Annotated in this window: 13 protein-coding genes; 7 read left to right on the plus strand and 6 right to left on the minus strand. The window is 68.0% G+C overall.

Going from position 1 to position 19311, the window contains the following annotated elements; translation table 11 throughout:
- Window positions 1-144 precede the first annotated feature (144 nt).
- The 3 genes from PZE19_RS11000 (at window position 145) to PZE19_RS11010 (ending at window position 5094) form a co-directional block, all read left to right on the plus strand.
- Window positions 145-2466 (plus strand): SIR2 family protein, encoded by a 2322-nt coding sequence (locus PZE19_RS11000; RefSeq protein ID WP_277860661.1) that lies wholly within the window; start codon window positions 145-147, stop codon window positions 2464-2466.
- 158 nt (window positions 2467-2624) lie between these two features.
- Entirely contained in the window at window positions 2625-4091 is a 1467-nt protein-coding gene (locus PZE19_RS11005; protein WP_277860662.1) for a glycoside hydrolase family 13 protein, read from the plus strand.
- A 208-nt stretch (window positions 4092-4299) separates the two neighbouring features.
- Window positions 4300-5094 carry a class I SAM-dependent methyltransferase gene (locus tag PZE19_RS11010; RefSeq protein WP_277860663.1) on the plus strand — a complete coding sequence of 265 codons (795 nt, stop codon included), beginning with the start codon at window positions 4300-4302 and terminating at the stop codon, window positions 5092-5094.
- A gap of 18 nt (window positions 5095-5112) precedes the next feature.
- Here PZE19_RS11010 and epsC read toward each other — a convergent pair whose 3' ends face one another.
- Complete coding sequence (gene epsC / locus PZE19_RS11015; protein ID WP_277860664.1) at window positions 5113-6084, minus strand: serine O-acetyltransferase EpsC; 972 nt, start codon at window positions 6082-6084, stop codon at window positions 5113-5115.
- A 227-nt stretch (window positions 6085-6311) separates the two neighbouring features.
- Here epsC and PZE19_RS11020 point away from each other — a divergent pair, with 227 nt between their 5' ends.
- On the plus strand, window positions 6312-7757 hold the full coding sequence (locus PZE19_RS11020) for a sigma 54-interacting transcriptional regulator (protein ID WP_277860665.1): 1446 nt from the start codon (window positions 6312-6314) through the stop codon (window positions 7755-7757).
- A 267-nt stretch (window positions 7758-8024) separates the two neighbouring features.
- On the plus strand, window positions 8025-9167 hold the full coding sequence (locus tag PZE19_RS11025) for a VWA domain-containing protein (protein WP_277860666.1): 1143 nt from the start codon (window positions 8025-8027) through the stop codon (window positions 9165-9167).
- A gap of 15 nt (window positions 9168-9182) precedes the next feature.
- Here the strand turns inward: PZE19_RS11025 and PZE19_RS11030 are convergent, their stop codons facing one another.
- Window positions 9183-10484: a hypothetical protein gene (locus tag PZE19_RS11030; RefSeq protein WP_277860667.1), complete on the minus strand. Its 1302-nt coding sequence runs from the start codon at window positions 10482-10484 to the stop codon at window positions 9183-9185.
- Between the two features lie 219 nt (window positions 10485-10703).
- Between PZE19_RS11030 and PZE19_RS11035 the strand changes: the two genes are divergently transcribed.
- A complete protein-coding gene (locus PZE19_RS11035; protein ID WP_277860668.1) occupies window positions 10704-12434 on the plus strand; it encodes an ArnT family glycosyltransferase in 1731 nt (576 codons plus the stop codon).
- Here PZE19_RS11035 and PZE19_RS11040 read toward each other — a convergent pair.
- The 3 genes from PZE19_RS11040 to PZE19_RS11050 form a co-directional block, all read right to left on the minus strand.
- Complete coding sequence (locus PZE19_RS11040) at window positions 12390-13559, minus strand: glycosyltransferase family 4 protein (protein WP_277860669.1); 1170 nt, start codon at window positions 13557-13559, stop codon at window positions 12390-12392. The genes PZE19_RS11035 and PZE19_RS11040 overlap by 45 nt on opposite strands.
- Window positions 13556-14320 carry a tRNA pseudouridine(38-40) synthase TruA gene (gene truA, locus PZE19_RS11045; protein WP_277860670.1) on the minus strand — a complete coding sequence of 255 codons (765 nt, stop codon included), beginning with the start codon at window positions 14318-14320 and terminating at the stop codon, window positions 13556-13558. Before truA ends, PZE19_RS11040 begins: the two co-directional genes overlap by 4 nt.
- A 215-nt stretch (window positions 14321-14535) precedes the next feature.
- Window positions 14536-15552 (minus strand): aspartate-semialdehyde dehydrogenase, encoded by a 1017-nt coding sequence (locus PZE19_RS11050; RefSeq protein ID WP_277860671.1) that lies wholly within the window; start codon window positions 15550-15552, stop codon window positions 14536-14538.
- A gap of 353 nt (window positions 15553-15905) precedes the next feature.
- Between PZE19_RS11050 and purD the strand changes: the two genes are divergently transcribed.
- A complete protein-coding gene (gene purD / locus PZE19_RS11055; protein WP_277860672.1) occupies window positions 15906-17441 on the plus strand; it encodes a phosphoribosylamine--glycine ligase in 1536 nt (511 codons plus the stop codon).
- Here purD and PZE19_RS11060 read toward each other — a convergent pair.
- Complete coding sequence (locus PZE19_RS11060) at window positions 17431-19131, minus strand: hypothetical protein (RefSeq protein WP_277860673.1); 1701 nt, start codon at window positions 19129-19131, stop codon at window positions 17431-17433. The two genes, purD and PZE19_RS11060, sit on opposite strands and share 11 nt — an antisense overlap.
- Window positions 19132-19311 lie beyond the last annotated feature (180 nt).

Here is a 19311-nt window from a genome sequence, read left to right on the forward strand (position 1 = left end):
AACCATTCCTGCGGCCGCATCACCTTGCTAAACGATGATCGACGACCATTCGGTTTGACACGATGTTGCAAGTCTCGCTCGAATACGTCAAAGTTGATCAAGGACATCTAAAAGAGCTCGCAAAAGAGAAAGGGCTAGGAATCCATGCAAGTCACGAACGAGAATACTCTAAGAAAGGCGTTTGCCGGCGGAATCAATCTGTTTCTCGGTGCCGGCTTCTCAGTGCTGGCCAAGAATGCCGAGGGACGGGCGCTTCCAGTAGGTCGGACACTTAACGAGGAGCTCGGCACCCTTTTCAAAGTAGACGGAGTGGATCATTTGACTCTCGCCCAACTCTGCACGATCATCCAGTCGGAAAGACGTCAGGAGTTGGACGACTATCTGCGACGCCGCTATAGAGTGAAGTCGTTCGACCCGAGATATTCGGCTGTACAAACACTGAATATCAAGAATATATTCACCACCAATATAGACGACCTAATACAGTCTATGTACGCCGCCAGCAAAACCCACTACCTGAACAATATCACACTAAGAGGTGCGTCCTTCAACGAGAAAAGGGCGATCGATTTCGCACCCCTACATGGATCGGTCACTGACGAAACACGCCAGTTGACTTTCGGGACCCTCGATCTAGCCACGGCGTTCGCATCTGACCAAGATCTCTGGAGCTTCTTCATGAGAAGCATCCAATTGTTCCCCACACTCTTCTGGGGATACAGCCTCAGCGACGCCGGGGTTCTGCAAGCATTAAACCCTAGTTCTATCAACATGCGTCAGCACGAGGACAAATGGATCGTACTTAGAACAAGAGACGATGCAGAGATCAGGTATTTCACGGCGTTAGGATTTCAAATCCTTATTGCCGAGACGAATGAAATGCTCGACTATATACGAGGCCTAGGTTTAGCCGTGCATCCAGCGGCTTCCCCAGTCTCCAAGTCGACCGAGGAACTCTTTCCCGAGGAGGCAATTCCTGCAATCGGCTCTGTTCCAGTTCGACCGCTTCAGGAATTTTTCTTCGGCGCCCCACCGTCGTGGAGCGATATATACTCACAGCGACTGCAACGAACTTCACACTACGCAAAGGTCGTCGATTCAATCAATGCACACCGAGACACAATAATCGTGGGAATGCCGGCCTCAGGCAAGACAACTCTATTAATGCAAGCGGCGGCGCACGTCAAATTCACCGGACATAAACTTGTCTGCAATTCACTGACTCCTGAAAAAGTGCAACTTCTACTGCGTCGACTGGGGCCAGATCCTGCATTGATTTTCGTCGACAATTACACGGACAGCGTGGACGCATTCGTAGCACTCACTGGCGCCGCAAACGTAGTCGCAGTAGGAGTTGATCGCGACTTTAATTTCGAAGTAACGTCACACCTCTTGCCACTCAACGACATAAGCGTTATCAATATTACCGATTTAAGCGAACCTGATATCCAAAAGATATTCGAAAACGTCCCCCTCGACATTCGAACCTCTCATCTAAATAGACCAAAAGTGGCGAGAGGGCTTCATCCATCTCTTTACGAGATTATCGAATCGAACATAACTAAGCCATCACTTCGAAAGCGATTTGCAGAAATGCTCCGAAAGCTCGAAGGGAGCAGCCCAAACCACCTCGACTTGCTTGGCATGTGCTGCTATGTGCACTATTGCCGATGTCCCGTCTCCATGGAGACGATAGCGGCCTTTCTCCGCGATGTGTTGTCCGATTACATGGAGGCCTATACATGGCTCGAGCAACTCGGCACTCTTATTTCAGAAGATGTCGGGCCACTGTTGGACCCACCTCAGGATTACTTTACTCCCCGGTCGAGCTTGGTATCCGAAGCGATTTTTCAACAGCTACCCCCCAAGTCGCTCAAACGAGTTCTCCTCAAGTTCCACAGAAATGTCTCGATTGTCAAGATATGCAGATACGATATTTTTCGAAGAAAGGCGTTTGATGCCGATATCGCTTACCGAGCCTTCTCAAACTGGGAAGAAGGCATCGAATTTTATGAGCTGGCATATAAACGAGACGGATCGTACTTCACCAAGCAGCAAGGCGCGCTTTACCTCTCCAAAAAGAAACGCTTCCCCGAAGCATTCCGCTTGATTGACGAAGCCATCTCAATGAGCAGGGGCAGGATTTTCTCGATTCGAAACACGCATGCGATGCTCTTGTTTCAAGCCAACATCTTGCAGGATCACGATGACAAGACAGTGCGCGCCACCCTCTGCCGAAGCATGGAAATACTCAACGAGTGCCATACTCAGGACAGGCGCAAGCTATACCACGCTATAGTGTTTGGCAAACAGGCGGTCGAGTTCCATAATGTGTATTCCGATGATATCTCTAAAAGCTACCTCGAACTTGCAGACAAATGGCTCACCGAGGAAGTCAGACGTTCGCCATGGAACTACGACGTCCGACACGTGCATAACAATGTCAGACTATTAAATGCAAATTAGAGACAAGCGTATTTTGAACTAAGCTGTAACTAGTGACGCGTCACACGCTAACTACCGCATTGTCAAGGCAGCAATGTCTTGACAATATGACCTCGAATAGACCTTCTCTGCTTTGCAGCCCACGATCCGATAGCCGAGCCCGGGAGCGCTTCGTGACGATGGAGAGACCAGACACGCCGGATTGGGTCCGAGACGCCGTCTTCTACCAGATCTTCCCCGACCGCTTCGCCCGCAGCCTGACCGTGCCAAAGTCGAAGAACCTCGACGAGTGGGGCTCGCCGCCCACGTACCACGGCTACCAGGGGGGCGACCTGGCGGGCGTGGCCGAGCACCTCGACTACCTCCAGGACCTGGGCGTCAACGCCGTCTACTTCACGCCCGTCTTCCAGTCGGCCTCGAACCACCGCTACCACACCCACGACTACGAGAAGGTCGACCCCATGCTGGGGGGCGACGCCGCGCTCCGGCGGCTGCTCGACGCGGCCCACGACCGGGGCATGCGGGTGGTCCTCGACGGCGTGTTCAACCACGCCAGCCGGGGGTTCTTCCAGTTCCACGACATCCTCGAGAACGGCCCGGACTCGGCCTACCTCGACTGGTTCAAGGTCAGCGGCTTCCCCGTCAACGCCTACCACCTCGACGTCGCCCCCAACTACGAGGCCTGGTGGAACCTGCCGGCCCTCCCCAAGTTCAACGTCCGCAACCCGGACGTGCGCGAGTACCTGCTGAACGTCGCCGTGCGCTGGGTCGACTTCGGCATCGACGGCTGGCGGCTGGACGTCGCCAACGAGATCGACGACGACGACTTCTGGCGCGAGTTCCGCCGCCGCGTCCGCCGGGCGAACCCCGAGGCCTACATCGTCGGCGAGGTCTGGACCGACTCCCAGCGCTGGCTCCAGGGCGACATGTGGGACGCGGTGATGAACTACCACTTCACCCGCGCCTGCCTCGCCTTCTTCGCCCGCGGCGAGGTCGACCAGGGCGAGCTCCAGAAGACGAGCCTGCACCCGACCCCCGAGCCGGGAGCCGAGGCGTTCGCCCGCTCGATCGAGCGCCTGCACGGGATCTACGCCCCCGAGATCACCGCCGTCATGCTCAACCTGCTGGGGAGCCACGACACGGCGCGGTTCGTCACGCTGGCGAGGGGGGACGTCGCGGCCCTGCGGCTGGCGACCCTCTTCCAGATGACGTACCTCGGCGCCCCCTCGATTTACTACGGCGACGAGATCGGCCTGCAAGGGTCCCACGACCCGGCCAACCGGGGGGCCTTCCCCTGGCACGACCGCGACTCCTGGGACAAGGACCTTTTGCACGAGTTCCAGCGCCTGACGGCCCTGCGGCGGACGCGCCCGGCCCTCCGCCGGGGCTCGTTCCACGTCCTGCACGCCGCCGGCGACGTCTTCGCCCACGCCCGCAAGCTCGGCGACGAGGCCGTCGTCGTCGCCTTCAACGTCGGCGCGTCGACCCAACGTCTCGACCTGCCCGTCGGCGCGTGGATCGCCGACGGCGTCGAACTCGCCGACCCCTGGTCGCACCAGGGCGTACGGGTCGAAGCCGGCTCGGTCCGCGGCCTGGACATCCCCCCCCGCTCGGGCAAGGTCCTGGCCACGTCGCTGGGCGCGTAAGATAAATCCCCTTCTCCCCCCGGGAGAAGGTGCCGCGCAGCGGCGGATGAGGGTCGTCGGAGTTCGCGAGCGGTTTGAATCGCGAGGGCGCCCCCGAAATCCCTTGACCCTCATCCGGCCATCCGGGCCACCCTCCCCCGGGGGGGGAAGGGACGATTGCGGCGGCCTGATTGCTCACCTCGACTTGAACGTTTGGAGCATCCCCGACATGGCCACGCGACGCCCTCCCCCGGCCTGGCGGCTCCCCCAGGGCGTCAATGCGCCCTTGTGGGAGTACCTGAACACGCCCCGGCTCGCCGCCGAGGAGGACGCCTACTTCGCCGACCACCCCCTGTTCGACGCCGACGCCGAGGCGCTCCACGGCCGCTTCCGCACGCCCGGCCGGCTCGTCGACCTCGGCTGCGGCGCGGGGAGGCATGCGATCCAGTTCGCGAGCCGGGGCTTCGACGTCGTCGCGATCGACCTGGCGCGGCCGATGCTCGAGGTGGTCGGCCGCAAGGCCGAGGAGGCCGGGACGCGGTTGCTGACCATCCAGGCCAACCTCTGCGACCTGGGCTGCCTGCCGTCCGGGAGCTTCGACTACGCCCTCTCCATGTTCAGCACCCTGGGCATGATCCGGGGCCGCGACGCCCGCCGACGGGCCCTCGGCGAGGCCGCCCGCGTGCTCCGGCCCAGGGGGCGGCTGGCGCTCCACGCACACAACGTCTGGCTCAACCTGCGCGACTCGCAGGGCCGCAAGTGGCTGCTCCGCCAGGCCCTCCGCCTCTTCGGCGGCGGCGACGAGTTCGGCGACCGGCGGATGATCTACCGGGGGATCCCCGGGATGGAGGTCCACCTCTACCGCTGGGGCGAGCTGAGGCGCGAGCTGGCCCGCGCCGGCTTCCGCGTCGACGAGGCGATCCCGCTCGACGAGGTCACCGCCGCCCCGATCCCGAATCCCGGCCGATTCCCCAGCCTCCGCGCCGGCGGCTGGCTCGTCTTCGCCAGCCGGATGGGGACCTGAACGCCGGACGTCGTCAGTTCAGATCTGGTAGTTGAGCCGCTGGGGGTAGGCGTCGTCGGCGCGGACGTCGGGGCTCTCGCGGTAGCGGAGCTTGGGGTTCTCGATGGTGACGGTCGTGAAGGGCGCGACGCTGCGGGTGATCCAGGCGGAGGAGCCGATGACGGAGTGGTGGCCGATGACGGTCTCGCCGCCGAGGATGGTGGCGTTGGCGTAGATGACGACGTCGTCCTCGATCGTCGGGTGCCGCTTGCGGCCGCGCACGACCTCGCCCGTCGACTCGTCGCGGGGGAAGCTGAGGGCGCCCAGGGTGACGCCCTGGTAGATCTTCACGCGGTCGCCGATCTCGGTCGTCTGGCCGACGACGACGCCGGTGCCGTGGTCGATGAAGAACTCGCGGCCGATCCGGGCCCCGGGGTGGATGTCGATCCCGGTCTTGCCGTGGGCGTACTCGGTCATCATGCGGGGGATGAGCGGCACGCCCAGGTTGTACAGCTCGTGGGCCAGGCGGTAGACGGTGACGGCCGAGAGGCCCGGATAGCAGAAGACGATCTCGTCCTGGGACGACGCCGCCGGGTCCCCCTCGTAGGCCGCCTTGACGTCGCCCGCGACCTGGTCGCGCAGGTCGGGGATCTTCTCCAGGAACTGGAGCGCGAAGACCTCGGCCTTGGCCTCGGAGTCGACCAGGGGCTCGCGAGCCCGGCAGTCGTGCTGGAAGGCGCGGGTGAGCTGCTGGCAGAGCCGGTCGTACAGGCTCTCGACGAGGTCGCCGACGTGGTAGGCGACGTTCCCCATGTGCAGGTTCTGGCGGCGGCCGTAGCCGGGGAAGAGGATCTCGCGGAGGTCGCCCAGGATCTCGACCACCTCGCGGTAGCTCGGCAGCGACGAGTGGCCCAGGTGGTTGATCGAGTCGCAGCCCTGGTAGGTCGCCACGATCCGGCCCGTGAGGTCGGGGAGCGTCTCCCGCAGTTTCCCGTTCGCGTCCGTCGCCATGTCCCGCACCTCGAGCCGACGCCCCGCCACCGCAGACCCGCACGACCCCAGCATCTTACGGCAAGCCGCCCGGCCGAATCAACGCGGGCTCGCACCTGCAAACATGGGCCCATCAAGGCGTTCGTTGACTTGATCGCCGCTCCGCCCTAGCATGACTCGGGACCCTCTCGCTCCCTCCCCTTCGTGATTCGACATCCCGGCGTGAAACTCTGAGAGGCAGGCGATTGATGGCGACGGATCGGCCCCGGACGCTCGGCGAGCTGCGGCGGAGCGGGCATCGGCTGGAATCGGTCAAGGACGAGATGAGGCGCAACCTCGTCCGCAAGCTGCAGTCCGGCGAGCCCCTGTTCCCGGACATCCTGGGATATGAAGACACGGTCGTCCCCCAGATCCAGAACGCGATCCTCTCGCGGCACGACATACTCTTCCTGGGCCTGCGCGGCCAGGCGAAGACGCGGATGCTCCGCCAGCTCGTCCACCTGCTGGATGACGCGACGCCGATCGTCGAGGGCTCGGAGATCCACGACCACCCCTATCACCCGATCTCGGCCTACGCCCGCCAGCTCGTCGCCGAGAAGGGCGACGAAACGCCCGTGGCCTGGATCGGCCCCGACCAGCGGTACAACGAGAAGCTCGCCACGCCCGACGTCACCATCGCCGACCTGATCGGCGAGGTCGACATGATCAAGCACGCCGAGGGCCGCTACCTGTCGAGCGAGGCCACGATGCACTACGGCCTGATCCCGCGCACCAACCGCGGGATCTTCTGCATCAACGAGCTGCCCGACCTCGCCCCCAAGATCCAGGTCGGCCTGTTCAACGTTTTGGAAGAACGCGACATCCAGATCCGCGGCTACCCGATCCGGCTGGAGCTGGACCTCTGCCTGGTCTTCTCGGCCAACCCCGAGGACTACACCAACCGCGGCCGGATCGTCACCCCGCTGAAGGACCGCATCGGATCGGTCGTGCGGACGCACTACCCGCTGACGCGCGAGATCGGCATGGCGGTCAACGACCAGAACGCCTGGCTCGACCGGGCCGACGGCGAGGCCGAGGACGGCACCGAGCTGGTCGTGCCGGCCTACGTCAAGGAGGTCGTCGAGGAGGTCTCGCGGCTGGCCCGCAGCTCGCCGCACGTGAACCAGCAGTCGGGCGTCTCGGTCCGGATGTCGATCGCCAACCTGGAGAACGTCGTCTCCAACGCCGAGCGCCGGGCCCTCTTGAATCGCGAGCCGGCGATCGTCCCCCGGGTGGGCGACCTGGCCTCGGCCCTGGCCAGCTCGCGCGGCAAGCTGGAGCTGACGATGAACGAGGAGGACGGCCACGAGGACAAGCTGATCCAGCGGATCTTCGACGAGGCCGTCAAGAACGTCTTCACGCTCCACTTCGACGCCCGCGAGTTCCGGCCGATCGTGCAGTACTTCGAGTCGGGCCAGACCGTCGAGACCGGCGACATGCTGCCGTCGAAGGCGATCCTCGACCGCGTCGCCAAGGCCCCCGGCCTCCGCAAGCGCGCCGAGGAGGCCGCCGCCGAGCTGGCCCCCCACGCGAAGTCCCCCGACGCCAAGCTCGCCGCGGCCGCCAGCGCCGCCGAGTTCATCCTCGAAGGCCTGCACGTCCACAACAAGCTCAACAAGGCCTCCAAGGGGGGCGGGACGTCGTATCAGAGGTGACGCGAGGCCGACGACCAACCTCCTTCTCCCGCCGGGAGAAGGTGCCGCGCAGCGGCGGATGAGGGTCGTCGGAATTCGAGAGACGCTTCGGATCGAGCGGGCGACCCCGAAATCCAACGACCCTCATCCGGCCTGAAAATCCCTCGGCATACTCGCGTGTCTTCCCCCTCATCCGGCCCTTCGGGCCACCTTCCCCCGCGAGGGGGGAAGGCCGTTGAGAGCAAGCCGACGACCCCAGCGTCCCCTTCCCCGAGGCTCGACCCCCCCATGGCGAACTACGAATACTCGAAGTGGGACGGCTCGCAGGAGTTCTCGCCGCAGTCGGCGGACAAGCTGTTCGAGCAGATCGCCGAGTACCTGATGCAGTACGGCGAGGACGTCCTGCGCAACCTCGACGACGTGGACGACGACGACCTGCCCGAGGTCGTCGAGATGATCCAGAAGGACGGCCTGATCGAGCGCGACGAGGAGGGCCGCTGGACCGTCACGCCCAAGGGGATGCGGAAGATCCAGGACAAGTCGCTCCACGACCTGTTCCTGACCTTCAACCGCGACGCCCTGGGCCGCCACGAGACCCAGCAGAAGGGCGAGGGGACGGTCTCGCTGGAAGACACCCGCCCCTACGTCTTCGGCGACCCGCTCACCAACATCGACATGCACGAGACCCTCAAGAACGCCTACACCCGCCAGGGGGGCGGCGTGCCGATCCGGCTCACCTCGGACGACTACGTCGTCCACGAGACCGAGTACCAGTCGCGCTGCGCGACCGTGGTGCTGATCGACATGAGCGGCTCGATGGGGCGATACGGCAAGTACTACACCACCAAGAAGGTCGCCATCGCGCTGCAGGGGATGGTGCGGTCCCAGTACCCGCAGGACTCGATCCAGATGATCGGGTTCTACACGTTCGCCAACAAGATGAACGAGCGCGAGCTGCTGAACTCGGCCCCCAAGCCGGTGAGCATGTACGACAGCCGCATCCACCTGCGGTTCGACATGGACCAGCCCAAGGGCCGCGTCCCCCAGCACTTCACGAACATCCAGGCGGGGCTCCGGCTGGCGCGCAGCCACCTGCTCCGCCAGGGTGCGGGGAACAAGCAGATCATCGTCATCACCGACGGCGAGCCCACGGCCCACATCGAGGGCCGCGAGGTCGTGTTGATCTACCCGCCGGCCGAGAAGACCGCGGCCCACACGCTGGCCGAGGTCCGCCGCTGCGCCGCGGCCGGCATCCGCGTCTCCAGCTACGCCCTGATCGAGGACTACTTCTACCTGGGCCTGGTCAACTTCGTGCAGGAGATGGCCCGCGTCTCCAACGGCGTCGCGGCCTACTGCTCGACCGAGGACCTCGGCAAGTTCGTCTTCGAGAGCTTCCTCGGCGGCCGCCACACCCGGCGCTACCACGCCTGACCCGAAGTCGGTCGGTCAGGCGAGCTGCTTGACCATGCTGTAGGGCACGACCTTCACCCCGCGCTCGCGGAGGCTCGACAGGCCCTGGCGGAGCAACTCGAGCTGCTCGCGCCATTCGGCCTCGTCGAGCGGCTCGAAGGTTCGGGACGCGGACGGGCCGGCCAGCTCGCGCTCGTCCATCAGGAAGACGAGGTCGCCGCGGGTCAGCAGCAGCGACTCGATCAGGCGGGTGGTCCGCGAGACGTGCTCGGCGCGGCGGCCGCGGCCGCCCGCGCCCACCAGGGTCATGACGCTCAGCTCGATGCCGGCGGCCTTGGCGTCGGCCGCGAACGCCTGCAGGTCGGCGTCGCTCCAGTCCTTGCCGTAGAGCCGCCGCAGCTCGGGCGCGCCCGACTCGACGCCGAGCGCGATCCGCGTCAGGCGGCGGTCGTAGGCGGCCCGCAGCGTCGCGGCGTCGACGACCGGCTTCTGGAAGTCGTCGAGGAAGGCGTGGACGTCGTCGAAGGCGGGGGCCTCGGCCTCGCCGTCGCGCTCGGGCTTGAGGACGCGGGCGACGACGTCGAGGTACGCCAGGACGTCCGGGCCCGGGAGGCGGAGGACGTCGGGGCCGGCCAGGAAGACGCTCCGGGTCTGGAGCAGGCGGCGGCCGAGCAGCCCGGCGACGTCGCGGACGTGCCCCTCGAACTCCTCGGGCGCGCGGACGGCGTGGTCGCGGACCGCCCCGGCGGCGAAGCTGCGGCCGTCGCGGTCGCCCAGGGTCGCCTGCACCACCACCGCATTCGGGCAGTCGGGCGGGAGCGGCGGGAGCGGGCCGTAGGCCCGGCGGCAGCGGGCCTCGAACGCGTCCCAGGCGTCGGCGTCCCAGGCGGCGATGCGGCCGAGGAATTCGCGAAGCTCGACGTCGCCGATCGGCCGCGCCTTGTCGTCGGGCGGGTCGAGGCGGCGTCCGCGCTCCATGCCCAGGTCGGCGAGCAGGTCGGCGGCGACGCCCCGGATCTGCTCGTCGAGGCGGCGGGCCTCGGCCCCGTCGAGCGTCCGGCGATGGATGACCAGGCCCCCGCCCTCGCGAAGCCGCTCGACCTCGTGGACGGCGCCGTCGAGTCGCTTGATGTAGTGGCGTCCGCGGAGGTAGGCGCGCTGCCAGCGGCCTTCGAGGTCGAAGTGATAGATGGGCTCGTCGCCGAAGTAGAGCGAGAACGCCCCCTGCTTGAAGCCGGCGAAGACCAGGTCGCGGCCATCCCACTGGAGCCCCTCGCGACGGGTGTACAGGGCCCCCTTTTCCAGGAGGCAGGCCGCCTCGTTCGGCTGCGCGGTCATCGTGCGTCGTCCCTCTCGCGTCCTCGGGCGTCGAACGGCCCCGCGGCGACCGGGGCGTCGAAACTCGACCCCCGGCCCCTTCGGGCGAAGCGCTCTCGCCGGAATCCGAAACCCGATTATACTACGCGCGGCAAGGAATGGGGCGTCGGCCGACTCGCGCCGGGAAGTTCGCACGAGACGACCGCCCCCGACTCCTCGCCCGCATGGAGGATGACGCTCATGGGGCCGGACGCCCCCACTCTCGCCGTCGACGAATCCTCGGATCCGACCCCGAAACGCCGGCCGCTCCCCACCTGGGTCGAGTCGCTCGCGCTGACGGCCGTCTGCCTGGCCCTCTTCCTCGCGGGGAACGCGCGGACCGGCCTGTGGGACCGCGACGAACCCCGCAACGCGGTCGCCGTCCGCGAGATGCGGGCCCGCGGCGACTGGCTCTTCCCGACGTTCAACGGCGAGCCCCGCTACCACAAGCCGATCCTCAGCTACTGGCTGATGGGGGCCGCCACGGCGGTCGCGGGCGAGGGCCCCGCCGGCATGCGGCTGCACTCGGCGCTGGCGGGGACGGGGACGTGCCTGCTGGTCTGGCTGCTGGGCCGTCGGATGTTCGGCGCGCGGGCCGGCTTCCTGGCGGCGCTAATGCTGGCCGTCTCGCCGATCATGGTCGCCGAGTCCAAGATGGCGACGACCGACGCGACCCTCACGCTCTGGCTGACCGGCTGCCAGCTCTGCCTCTGGGAGCTGGCCCGGCGTCCTTCCCGGCGGATCGCCGCGACGTTCTGGATCCTGCTCGCGCTGGCGATGCTGACCAAGGGCCCGGTCGGCCCGGCGCTGCTGGCGGCGACGGCCGTCCTGGCCTGGTGGTGGGGCTGCCCCGTCGCCCTGGTCTGGCGGCGGCTGGAGTGGCGTCGCGGGCTGCTCGCCTTCACGCTCCTGAGCGCCCCGTGGTACGTGCTCATGCTCGCGGCCACCCGCGGCGAGTTCGTGGAGGTGGCCGTCAAGCAGCAGTTCGTCCAGCGGATCTCGACGGGGATGGAGGAGCACGGCTCGATCCCGGGGTACTACGCCCTGATGTCGACGGCCCTCTTCTTCCCGTGGTCGTGCCTGGCGCCGATGGCGCTGCTCGCGGCCTGGCGGCGGCGGAAGGTCGACGCGAACCTGGCCTACCTGATGGCCTGGGTCGTGGGGCCGATGATCCTGCTCGAATGCGTCCGGACGAAGCTGATCCACTACTACCTGCCCGCCTATCCCGCGTGCGCCCTGCTGGCCGCGTGGGTGATCAAGTCGGTCGATCGCCAGGAGGTGACGCTCCGGCGCTGGCCGCTGGGCAAGCTGGCGCAGGGGATGATCGCCGGCATCGGCGTGGCGGCCGGCGTGGGCATGGCGGCCTCGTCCGTGACCGCCCCGGCGGGCGTGGGCCTGCCGCTGGTCGCCTGCGGCCTGGTCCTCGGCCTGGGGACCGCCGCCGGGCTGCTGCAACTCCACCGCGGCCGGGCCTGGCGAGGCGCGTACGGGCTGGCCGCCGCCGCCGGCCTGATGATGCTCCTCGTCGGCGGCTGGCTTCTCCCCAGCGCCGAGCCCCTGCGGGTCTCACGCGTCGTCGGCGAGCGGATGGCCGCGCTCAGGGCGAAGACCGGTCTCGACCCCCTGCTCATGAACTACCAGGAGCCGGGCGTGGTCTACGCCTACGGCTCGCCGATCGCCCTGACCCGCGATCCGGCCGCCCTCCGCGAGCGGCTGGACCGCCAGGGGGCCATGATCACCGCCGTCACGCCCGAGGAGCGGCCGATCTTCGCCGAGAAGTTCGGCGTGACCTTCACGACCATCGAGGACGTCGTCGGCTTCAACCCGGCGAAGGGGACGAGCCCCACGCTGCACCTCGTCGTCGTCCGGAAGGCCGGCTCGCCGCCCTCAACGGCGCTCGGGACGGCCGGCGAGCAGGCGCTCGTAAAGTGAGCGAAGCTGGGCCGTCATCGTCTCGTGCCGGAACTGGTCGGCGAACCGCCGCCGGCCCTCCGCACCGAGCCGCTCGCGGAGCGCCGGGTCGGCCGCGAGCCGGAGCACCGCGTCGGCCAGGCCGTCCAGATCGCGGGGCCTGAGCAGCACGCCGGTCTCGGGCGTGACGACCTCGCGCGCGCCGTCGACGTCGTAGCTGACGGCGGGCCGGCCGACGAGCAGCGACTGCGGCAGCACCCGCGCCAGGCCCTCGCGGAGGCTCGGGTGGATCACGGCGTCGACGCCCGCGAGCAGCTCGGGGATCCGATCGGGCGCGACCAGGCCGGTGAGGATGAAGGCGTCGCGGATCCCCTTCGCCTCCAGCTCGGCGACGAGCCGGTCGCGGAGGATTCCGTCGCCGATCCAGACGAACCGGACGTTCGGGTCGGCGCGGAGGATCGCCGGGGCGACCGCGATGATGTCGTCGTGCCCCTTCAGCTCGAACAGGCGGGCGACCGTCGCGAAGGCGACGTGCTCCGGGGCCAGCCCCAGCTCGCGGCGGACGTCCTCGCGAGAGCGGCGCGGGTGCAGGAAGGCGTCGGCGTCCATGCCGCTGTAAACCGTCGAGAACTGCTCGGGCCGGCCCACGCCCGCCGCGAGCGCCTGCTGCGTCATGGCGTCGCAGACGCTGACGATCGCGTGGCAGCGCCTCGCCGCCCAACGCTCCAGGGCGATGTAGAGCGCGTTGCGCCGGGTCGACTCGAAGGGCCCGAACGGCAGGCCGTGGATCGTGTGCACGACGGCCGGGACGCCCTCCTTCCACGCCGCGGCGCGGCCGACGATCCCGGCCTTCGAGCTGTGGGTGTGGACGACGTCCGGCCTCAGGCGACGGAACGACCGCCGCAGCTCGCGATACGCCTTCCAGTCGGTCGCGGGCCGCACGGCGCGGATCAGGTTGGGGGTCAGCTCGACCTTCAGCCCCTGCTCCTCCGCGCGGCGGAAGAGGTCGCCCTCGGGGCCCTCGGCTGGGCCGGTGATCAGGGTGACGTCGTCGCCGTAGCGGTGGTGCAGGCCCTCGACGGTCAGCAGCGTGTTCTCCTGGGCGCCGCCGAGGATCAGGCGGGTGATGACGTGCACGATCTTCATGGGCGCGCGGCCTTCTCGGGCGTTCGGTCGTAATTGACGCGGAGCAGAAACAGCCCGCGCGCGGGGGCGGTCGGGCCGGCCTCGACGCGGGCCTCGGCGCGGAGGACCTCGCCGACCCAGCCCTCGGGACGCCGGCCGGTCCCGACGAGCGTGAGCGTGCCGGCGATCGTCCGGACCATGTTGTAGAGGAACCCGTCGGCCTCGACCTCGACCCGGACCAGGTCGCCTTCGCGGGTCGCCTCGACGTCGAAGATCGTCCGGACGGAGCTGAGGCGGTTGGGCCAGTCGGTCTCGAAGCTGCGGAAGTCGTGCCGGCCCAGCAGCGCGGCCGCCGCCCGGTTCATGGCGTCGACGTCGAGCCGGTGGAAGACGTGCCAGGCGTGCCGCAGCTCGAACGGGCTGGCGTACGGGGCGTTGTCGATCCGGTAGCGGTAGCGCTTCGACCGCGCGTCGAGCGTGGCGTGGAAGGCCTGGGGGACCTCGGCGGCGTCGAGCACGCGGACGTCGCGGGGGAGCATCGCGTTGAGCGCCTTCAGGTAGACCTCGGGGCCGTGGCGGGACGCGGAGAGGAAGTGGACGACCTGCCCCATCGCGTGCACGCCGGCGTCGGTCCGGCCGCTGGCGTTGGTGTTCGGCCGCGCGCCGGTCAGCCGCTCGATCGCCTCGTCCAGCACGGACTGCACGGTGCGCAGCTCGGGCTGGCGCTGCCAGCCGTGGAAGTCCGTGCCGTCGTAGGCGATCGTGAGCTTGATGTTGCGCAAAGGTTTACCAGGAGGCGAGGCCCAGCCCCCCTCTCCCCCCGGGAGAAGGTGCCTCGAAGAGGCGGATGAGGGTCGTCGGAGTTCGGAGGGCGTGACGGAACACGGAGGCGTTCTCGAAGCGCCGCGACCCTCATCCGGCCCTCCGGGCCGCCTTCTCCCGGCGGGAGAAGGCGATGTCGGGGCGGACTTCGACGTCGAAGGCGCCCCCGCCCGCCTCACGCCCGGGCGGGTTCGAGCTTCAGCAGCTCCTCGGCGATCTGGACGGCGTTGGTGGCGGCCCCCTTGCGGAGGTTGTCGCTGACGCACCAGAACAGCAGGGCGTTGGGGTTCGTCAGGTCGTTGCGGATCCGGCCGACGAAGACGTCGTCGCGGCCCTCGGCCGACGCCGCCAGCGGGTACTGCTGCGCCCCGGGGTCGTCGACGACGGTCAGGCCGGGGGCCGTGTTCCAGAGGGCGATCGCCTCGGCGGCGGTGATCGGCCGCTCGGTCTCGACCAGGATCGACTCGCTGTGCGAGTAGGCCACGGGGACCCGGACGCACGTCGGGCAGACGTCGATGGACTCGTCGCCCATGATCTTCCGGGTCTCCAGCACCATCTTCATCTCCTCCTTCGTGTAGCCGTTCGGGAGGAAGACGTCGATCTGGGGCAGGCAGTTGTTGAAGATCGGGTGGGCGAACTTGGCGGGCGCGGGCATGGCCTCGCCCCGGCCCCAGGCGCGGGTCTGGGCCTCGAACTCGTCGATCCCCTGCTGGCCGGCGCCCGAGGCCGACTGGTAGGTGCTGACGACCACGCGGCGGATCCGGAAGGCGTCGTGCAGGGGCTTGAGCGCGACGACCATCTGGATCGTCGAGCAGTTCGGGTTGGCGATGATCCCCTTGTTGCGGGCGACGTCCTGGGGGTTGACCTCGGGGACGACGAGCGGGACGTCGGGGTCCATCCGGAAGGCGCTCGAGTTGTCGACGACGACGGCGCCGGCCGCCGCGGCGATCGGGCTCCACTCGCGGGAGACGCCGGCGGGGGTGCTGGAGAGGACGATGTCGACGCCCCGAAACTCGTCCCGCGCGATCGGCCGGACCGTGTGCGTCTCGCCCCGGAACGTCACCGTCTTGCCCGCGCTCCGCTCGGAGGCCAGGAACCGGATCGAGGCGACGGGGAACGCCCGCTCCTCCAGGAGGCGGATCATCCTCTCGCCCACGGCGCCGCTGGCACCGACGACGGCTACGTTCTTCACGGTCGGGATCTCCGGACGTCGGGAAAGGCGGGACGCGTCTTGGAGACGGCCCCGCGGGGCGGGCTTGCGGGCCGCCCCCGGCGCGGGCCGGTCCTCCCCCATCTTACGATCCCGGGGCCGGCGACGCCACGCGAAGCGGCCCGGCGGCGCGGTCTCGGGGGGGTCGGTCCTGTGCGCCGGGCGGGGACGATCCTAAAATGGAAGCTCGGAAACGGAATACCTTCGGCCTGGCCGCGGGTCGGACGCCGGCCCCCTCGGGCGGGCCGCCCGGCCCGGGGCGCGCGACGACCCTTGGCTGCTTCGACGCGATCGTCGCCCGAGAGGTTCGTGCTTTTCTCCGGGGAGTCGACGTCGTGAAAGTCCTGGTCATCGGCAAGGGGGGCCGCGAGCACGCCCTGTGCTGGAAGCTCAAGCAGTCGCCGCGGGTCACCGCGGTCTATTGCGCCCCGGGGAACGCGGGCACCGCCCTCGACGCCCAGAACGTCGCCATCGAGCCGAACGACCAGCGCGGGCTGGCCCAGTTCGCCAAGCGCGAGGGGATCGGCCTGACCGTGGTCGGCCCCGAGGAGCCGCTGGCGAAGGGCCTGGTCGACCTCTTCCAGCGCGAGGGCCTGCGGGTCTTCGGCCCCCGCCGCGACTCGGCCGAGCTCGAGGGGAGCAAGGTCTTCGCCAAGGACCTGATGCGCCAGGCCGGCATCCCCACGGCCGACTACCGGATCTTCCGCAGCGCGCCCGACGCCGAGCACTACATCCTGTCGCGCGAGGTCGCCCTGATCGTCCGCTCGCGCGGCCGGTCGATGATCCGCAACACGATCCACTGCCGCACCGCCGCCGAGACCCTCGAGGCCGTCGAGCGGATCCTCGACCCGCGCGAGATGCTCGGCCCCGGCGTGCAGGTCGAGATCGAGGACCGCGGGGTCCGCAAGGTCTTCGGCACCCTCGCCGAGGCCCGCGAGTACGTCCTCAACTGCCCGCTCGGCATCGTGGTCAAGGCCGACGGCCTGGCGGCCGGCAAGGGGGTCTACGTCTGCAGCACGCTCCGCCAGGCGATCGACGCGCTCGACCAGATCATGGTCCGGCGGATCTACGGCCAGGCCGGCGACCGCGTGCTGATCGAGGAGCGGCTCGACGGCCGCGAGACCAGCGTGCTGGCCTTCACCGACGGCCGCACCATCGTCCCCCTGGCCTCCAGCCAGGACTACAAACGGGCCCTCGACGGCGACGAGGGGCCCAACACCGGCGGCATGGGGGCCTTCTCGCCCACGCCCATGGTCACCCCCGAGCTGATGCAGGAGGTCGAGCGCGAGGTCCTGGTGCCGATCGTCCACGCCCTGAAGCGGGCGCGGCGGCCGTTCCGGGGGATCCTCTACGCCGGCCTGATGCTGACCAACCAGGGGCCCAAGGTCCTGGAGTTCAACGTCCGGTTCGGCGACCCCGAGACCCAGGTGATCCTCATGCGGCTGAAGTCCGACCTGCTCGACGTGCTCGAGGCGGTGGTCGACGAGCGGCTCGACACGGTGGCCCTGGAGTGGGACCCCCGCCCCGCCGTCACGGTCGTGATGGCGTCCGAGGGCTACCCCGGGCACTACGAGCACAACCGCTGGATCCAGCACGTCGCCGCCGCCGACAGGCTCCCCGACGTGAAGGTCTTCCACGCCGGCACCAAGCTCAGGCCCGACCCCGAGGCGGGCCGCGAGCCCCGGATCGTCAGCGACGGCGGCCGGGTTCTCAACGTCACCGCCCTGGGCGACGACCTGGCCCAGGCCCGCGAACGCGCGTACGAGGCGGTGCGGACCATCCGGTTCCCGGGCGGCTTCTACCGCCGCGACATCGCCGAGAACGTCGGCGAGGGCGGCGGCGGCCGACCGGGCCCGGCCGTCACTTCTTGAGGTTGTACAGCCCCTTCAGGGCCTTCTGGGCCTGGCCGTACTGCAGCTTGCGGTTGAACGGCGCGGTGTCGACCTTGGGCGGGAAGACCGCGCCCTTGACGACGCTGACGTGCTTGGCGAAGAACGCCGTGTTCGACGGGATGTCGGGCGACACGATGGTCCCCTGCAGGCCCGAGTTGTCGACCTCGCCCTCGATCTTGGCGCTGATCGTGCCGCGGGGCAGCACGATGTTCTGCGGGGCCCCGAACGGGAACCGGATCGTGCTGACGCTCTGGAACTCGCCGGGGTCGTTGATCCCCGAGGGGTCGGGGTCGACCGACACCGAGACCACCGAGTTCACGACGCTGCCGGCGATCTGCGCGTTGATCCCGCCGCCGCCGTGCGCCGAGGGGAGCGAGGCCCCCGCGAAGTCGTTGAACGTGCGACTGTCGATCGCCGGCGGGGCCTCGCCGTTGAAGGCGCCCGAGCCGCCCGAGAGCGACGAGAACGAGTTGGCCGCGGCCGACAGCGACTGCGTGTAGCCCGACTGGATGAACGAATTCACCAGGTCGCCGCCGAGCTTCAGGTCGTTCAACTCCCGCGACACCGTCACCTTCGAGTTCACCGCGCCCCGGTTGGCGTGCAGGTGCTGGATGAACTGGCTGTTGATCACCACGTTGTCCATCCCCCGCCCGAAGGACACGTCGCGGGTGCCCCCCGCCGAGATCAGCATGACGTTGTTGGTCTCGCCGCCGATCAAGAAGTTGGTGATCTTGGGGTCGAGGGTGTCGCCGGCGCTCGAGGCGAAGATGCTGGACGCCAGGGCGAACGTGGTGAAGTTGGTGGCGTTCCCGCCGACCCGCACGTAGCCGATCTGGCCCGTGACGTCGCCCCCCTGCGAGACGAGGTACGTCCCGCCGGCCGCCGCGTTGGCGCTCGCGACCGTCGGGTCGAACTGCGTCGGCGCCAGGCCGCTCGCGGTGTTGCCGTCGATCTGGTTGGCCTGGAACAGGTTGATCCGGCCCGTCACCAGGAACGTGACGCTCTGCTGGTTGACCGTCGTCGTGGAGCCCGAGGTCGAGCTGGCGGCGTTGGTCGTCACGCGGTCGAGGATGATGCTCGTCCCGGTCTCGATCGGCAGGCCCAGGTTGACCACGAACTCGTTCTTCTGGCCCGAGGCGACCAGCGACGACGCGGCCCCGGCCGGCGTGTAGTTGACGTCGACGCCGCCGAACCGCAGGACGTTGATCCCCTCGGGGGCGGTGATGCCGCCGGCGAGGAAGTAGCCCGAATGGATGCTGGACGAGGTCGTCGACTTCGCGGTGCTGGTGCGGCCCAGCCAGAAGTCGGGCATGTCGACCAGGCCGATGCCGTTCTGCGCCAGGGTCCCCCGGCGCTGGACGTTGTTGGCGTCGATCTGGCTGAAGGCCCCGTTGTTCTGGACGTTCAGGTTCTGGAAGAAGACCTTGCCGTCTCCCGAGTCCCCCTTCTGCACCGTGCCCACCAGCCGGCTGGAGTGGGTGACCGTGCCGGCCACGGTGATCGTGTTGATCAGGTCCGGCGTGCTCGCGGTCGCCTTGGTGAAGGCGTCCCCCTGCTGGTCCACGACGTTCATGGTGCCCGGCCCGTACAGGGTCAAGGTCCACTTGTCGCCGTCGGCGTCGGTCCCGTTGACCACGGCCGTCGGGATCGTCGAGTACGCGGAAAGCACTTGTCGGGTTTCCAGGCCCTCGGCCTGGGGCCGGAGGGATCGTCTCGAGGGCGTTCGCTTTCGCGTCGACATGGATCAATTCCCCTTAGCTCAGGAGGCTCGCCCGGGCGTCGGATTCGCGGGAGCCCCCCGAACGACGGCCCGAAGCGTCGACTCCATCCAGACTCCGGCCCCGCCGAG

It is taken from the genome of Paludisphaera mucosa (genome assembly GCF_029589435.1).
GTDB classification, from domain to species: Bacteria; Planctomycetota; Planctomycetia; order Isosphaerales; family Isosphaeraceae; genus Paludisphaera; species Paludisphaera mucosa.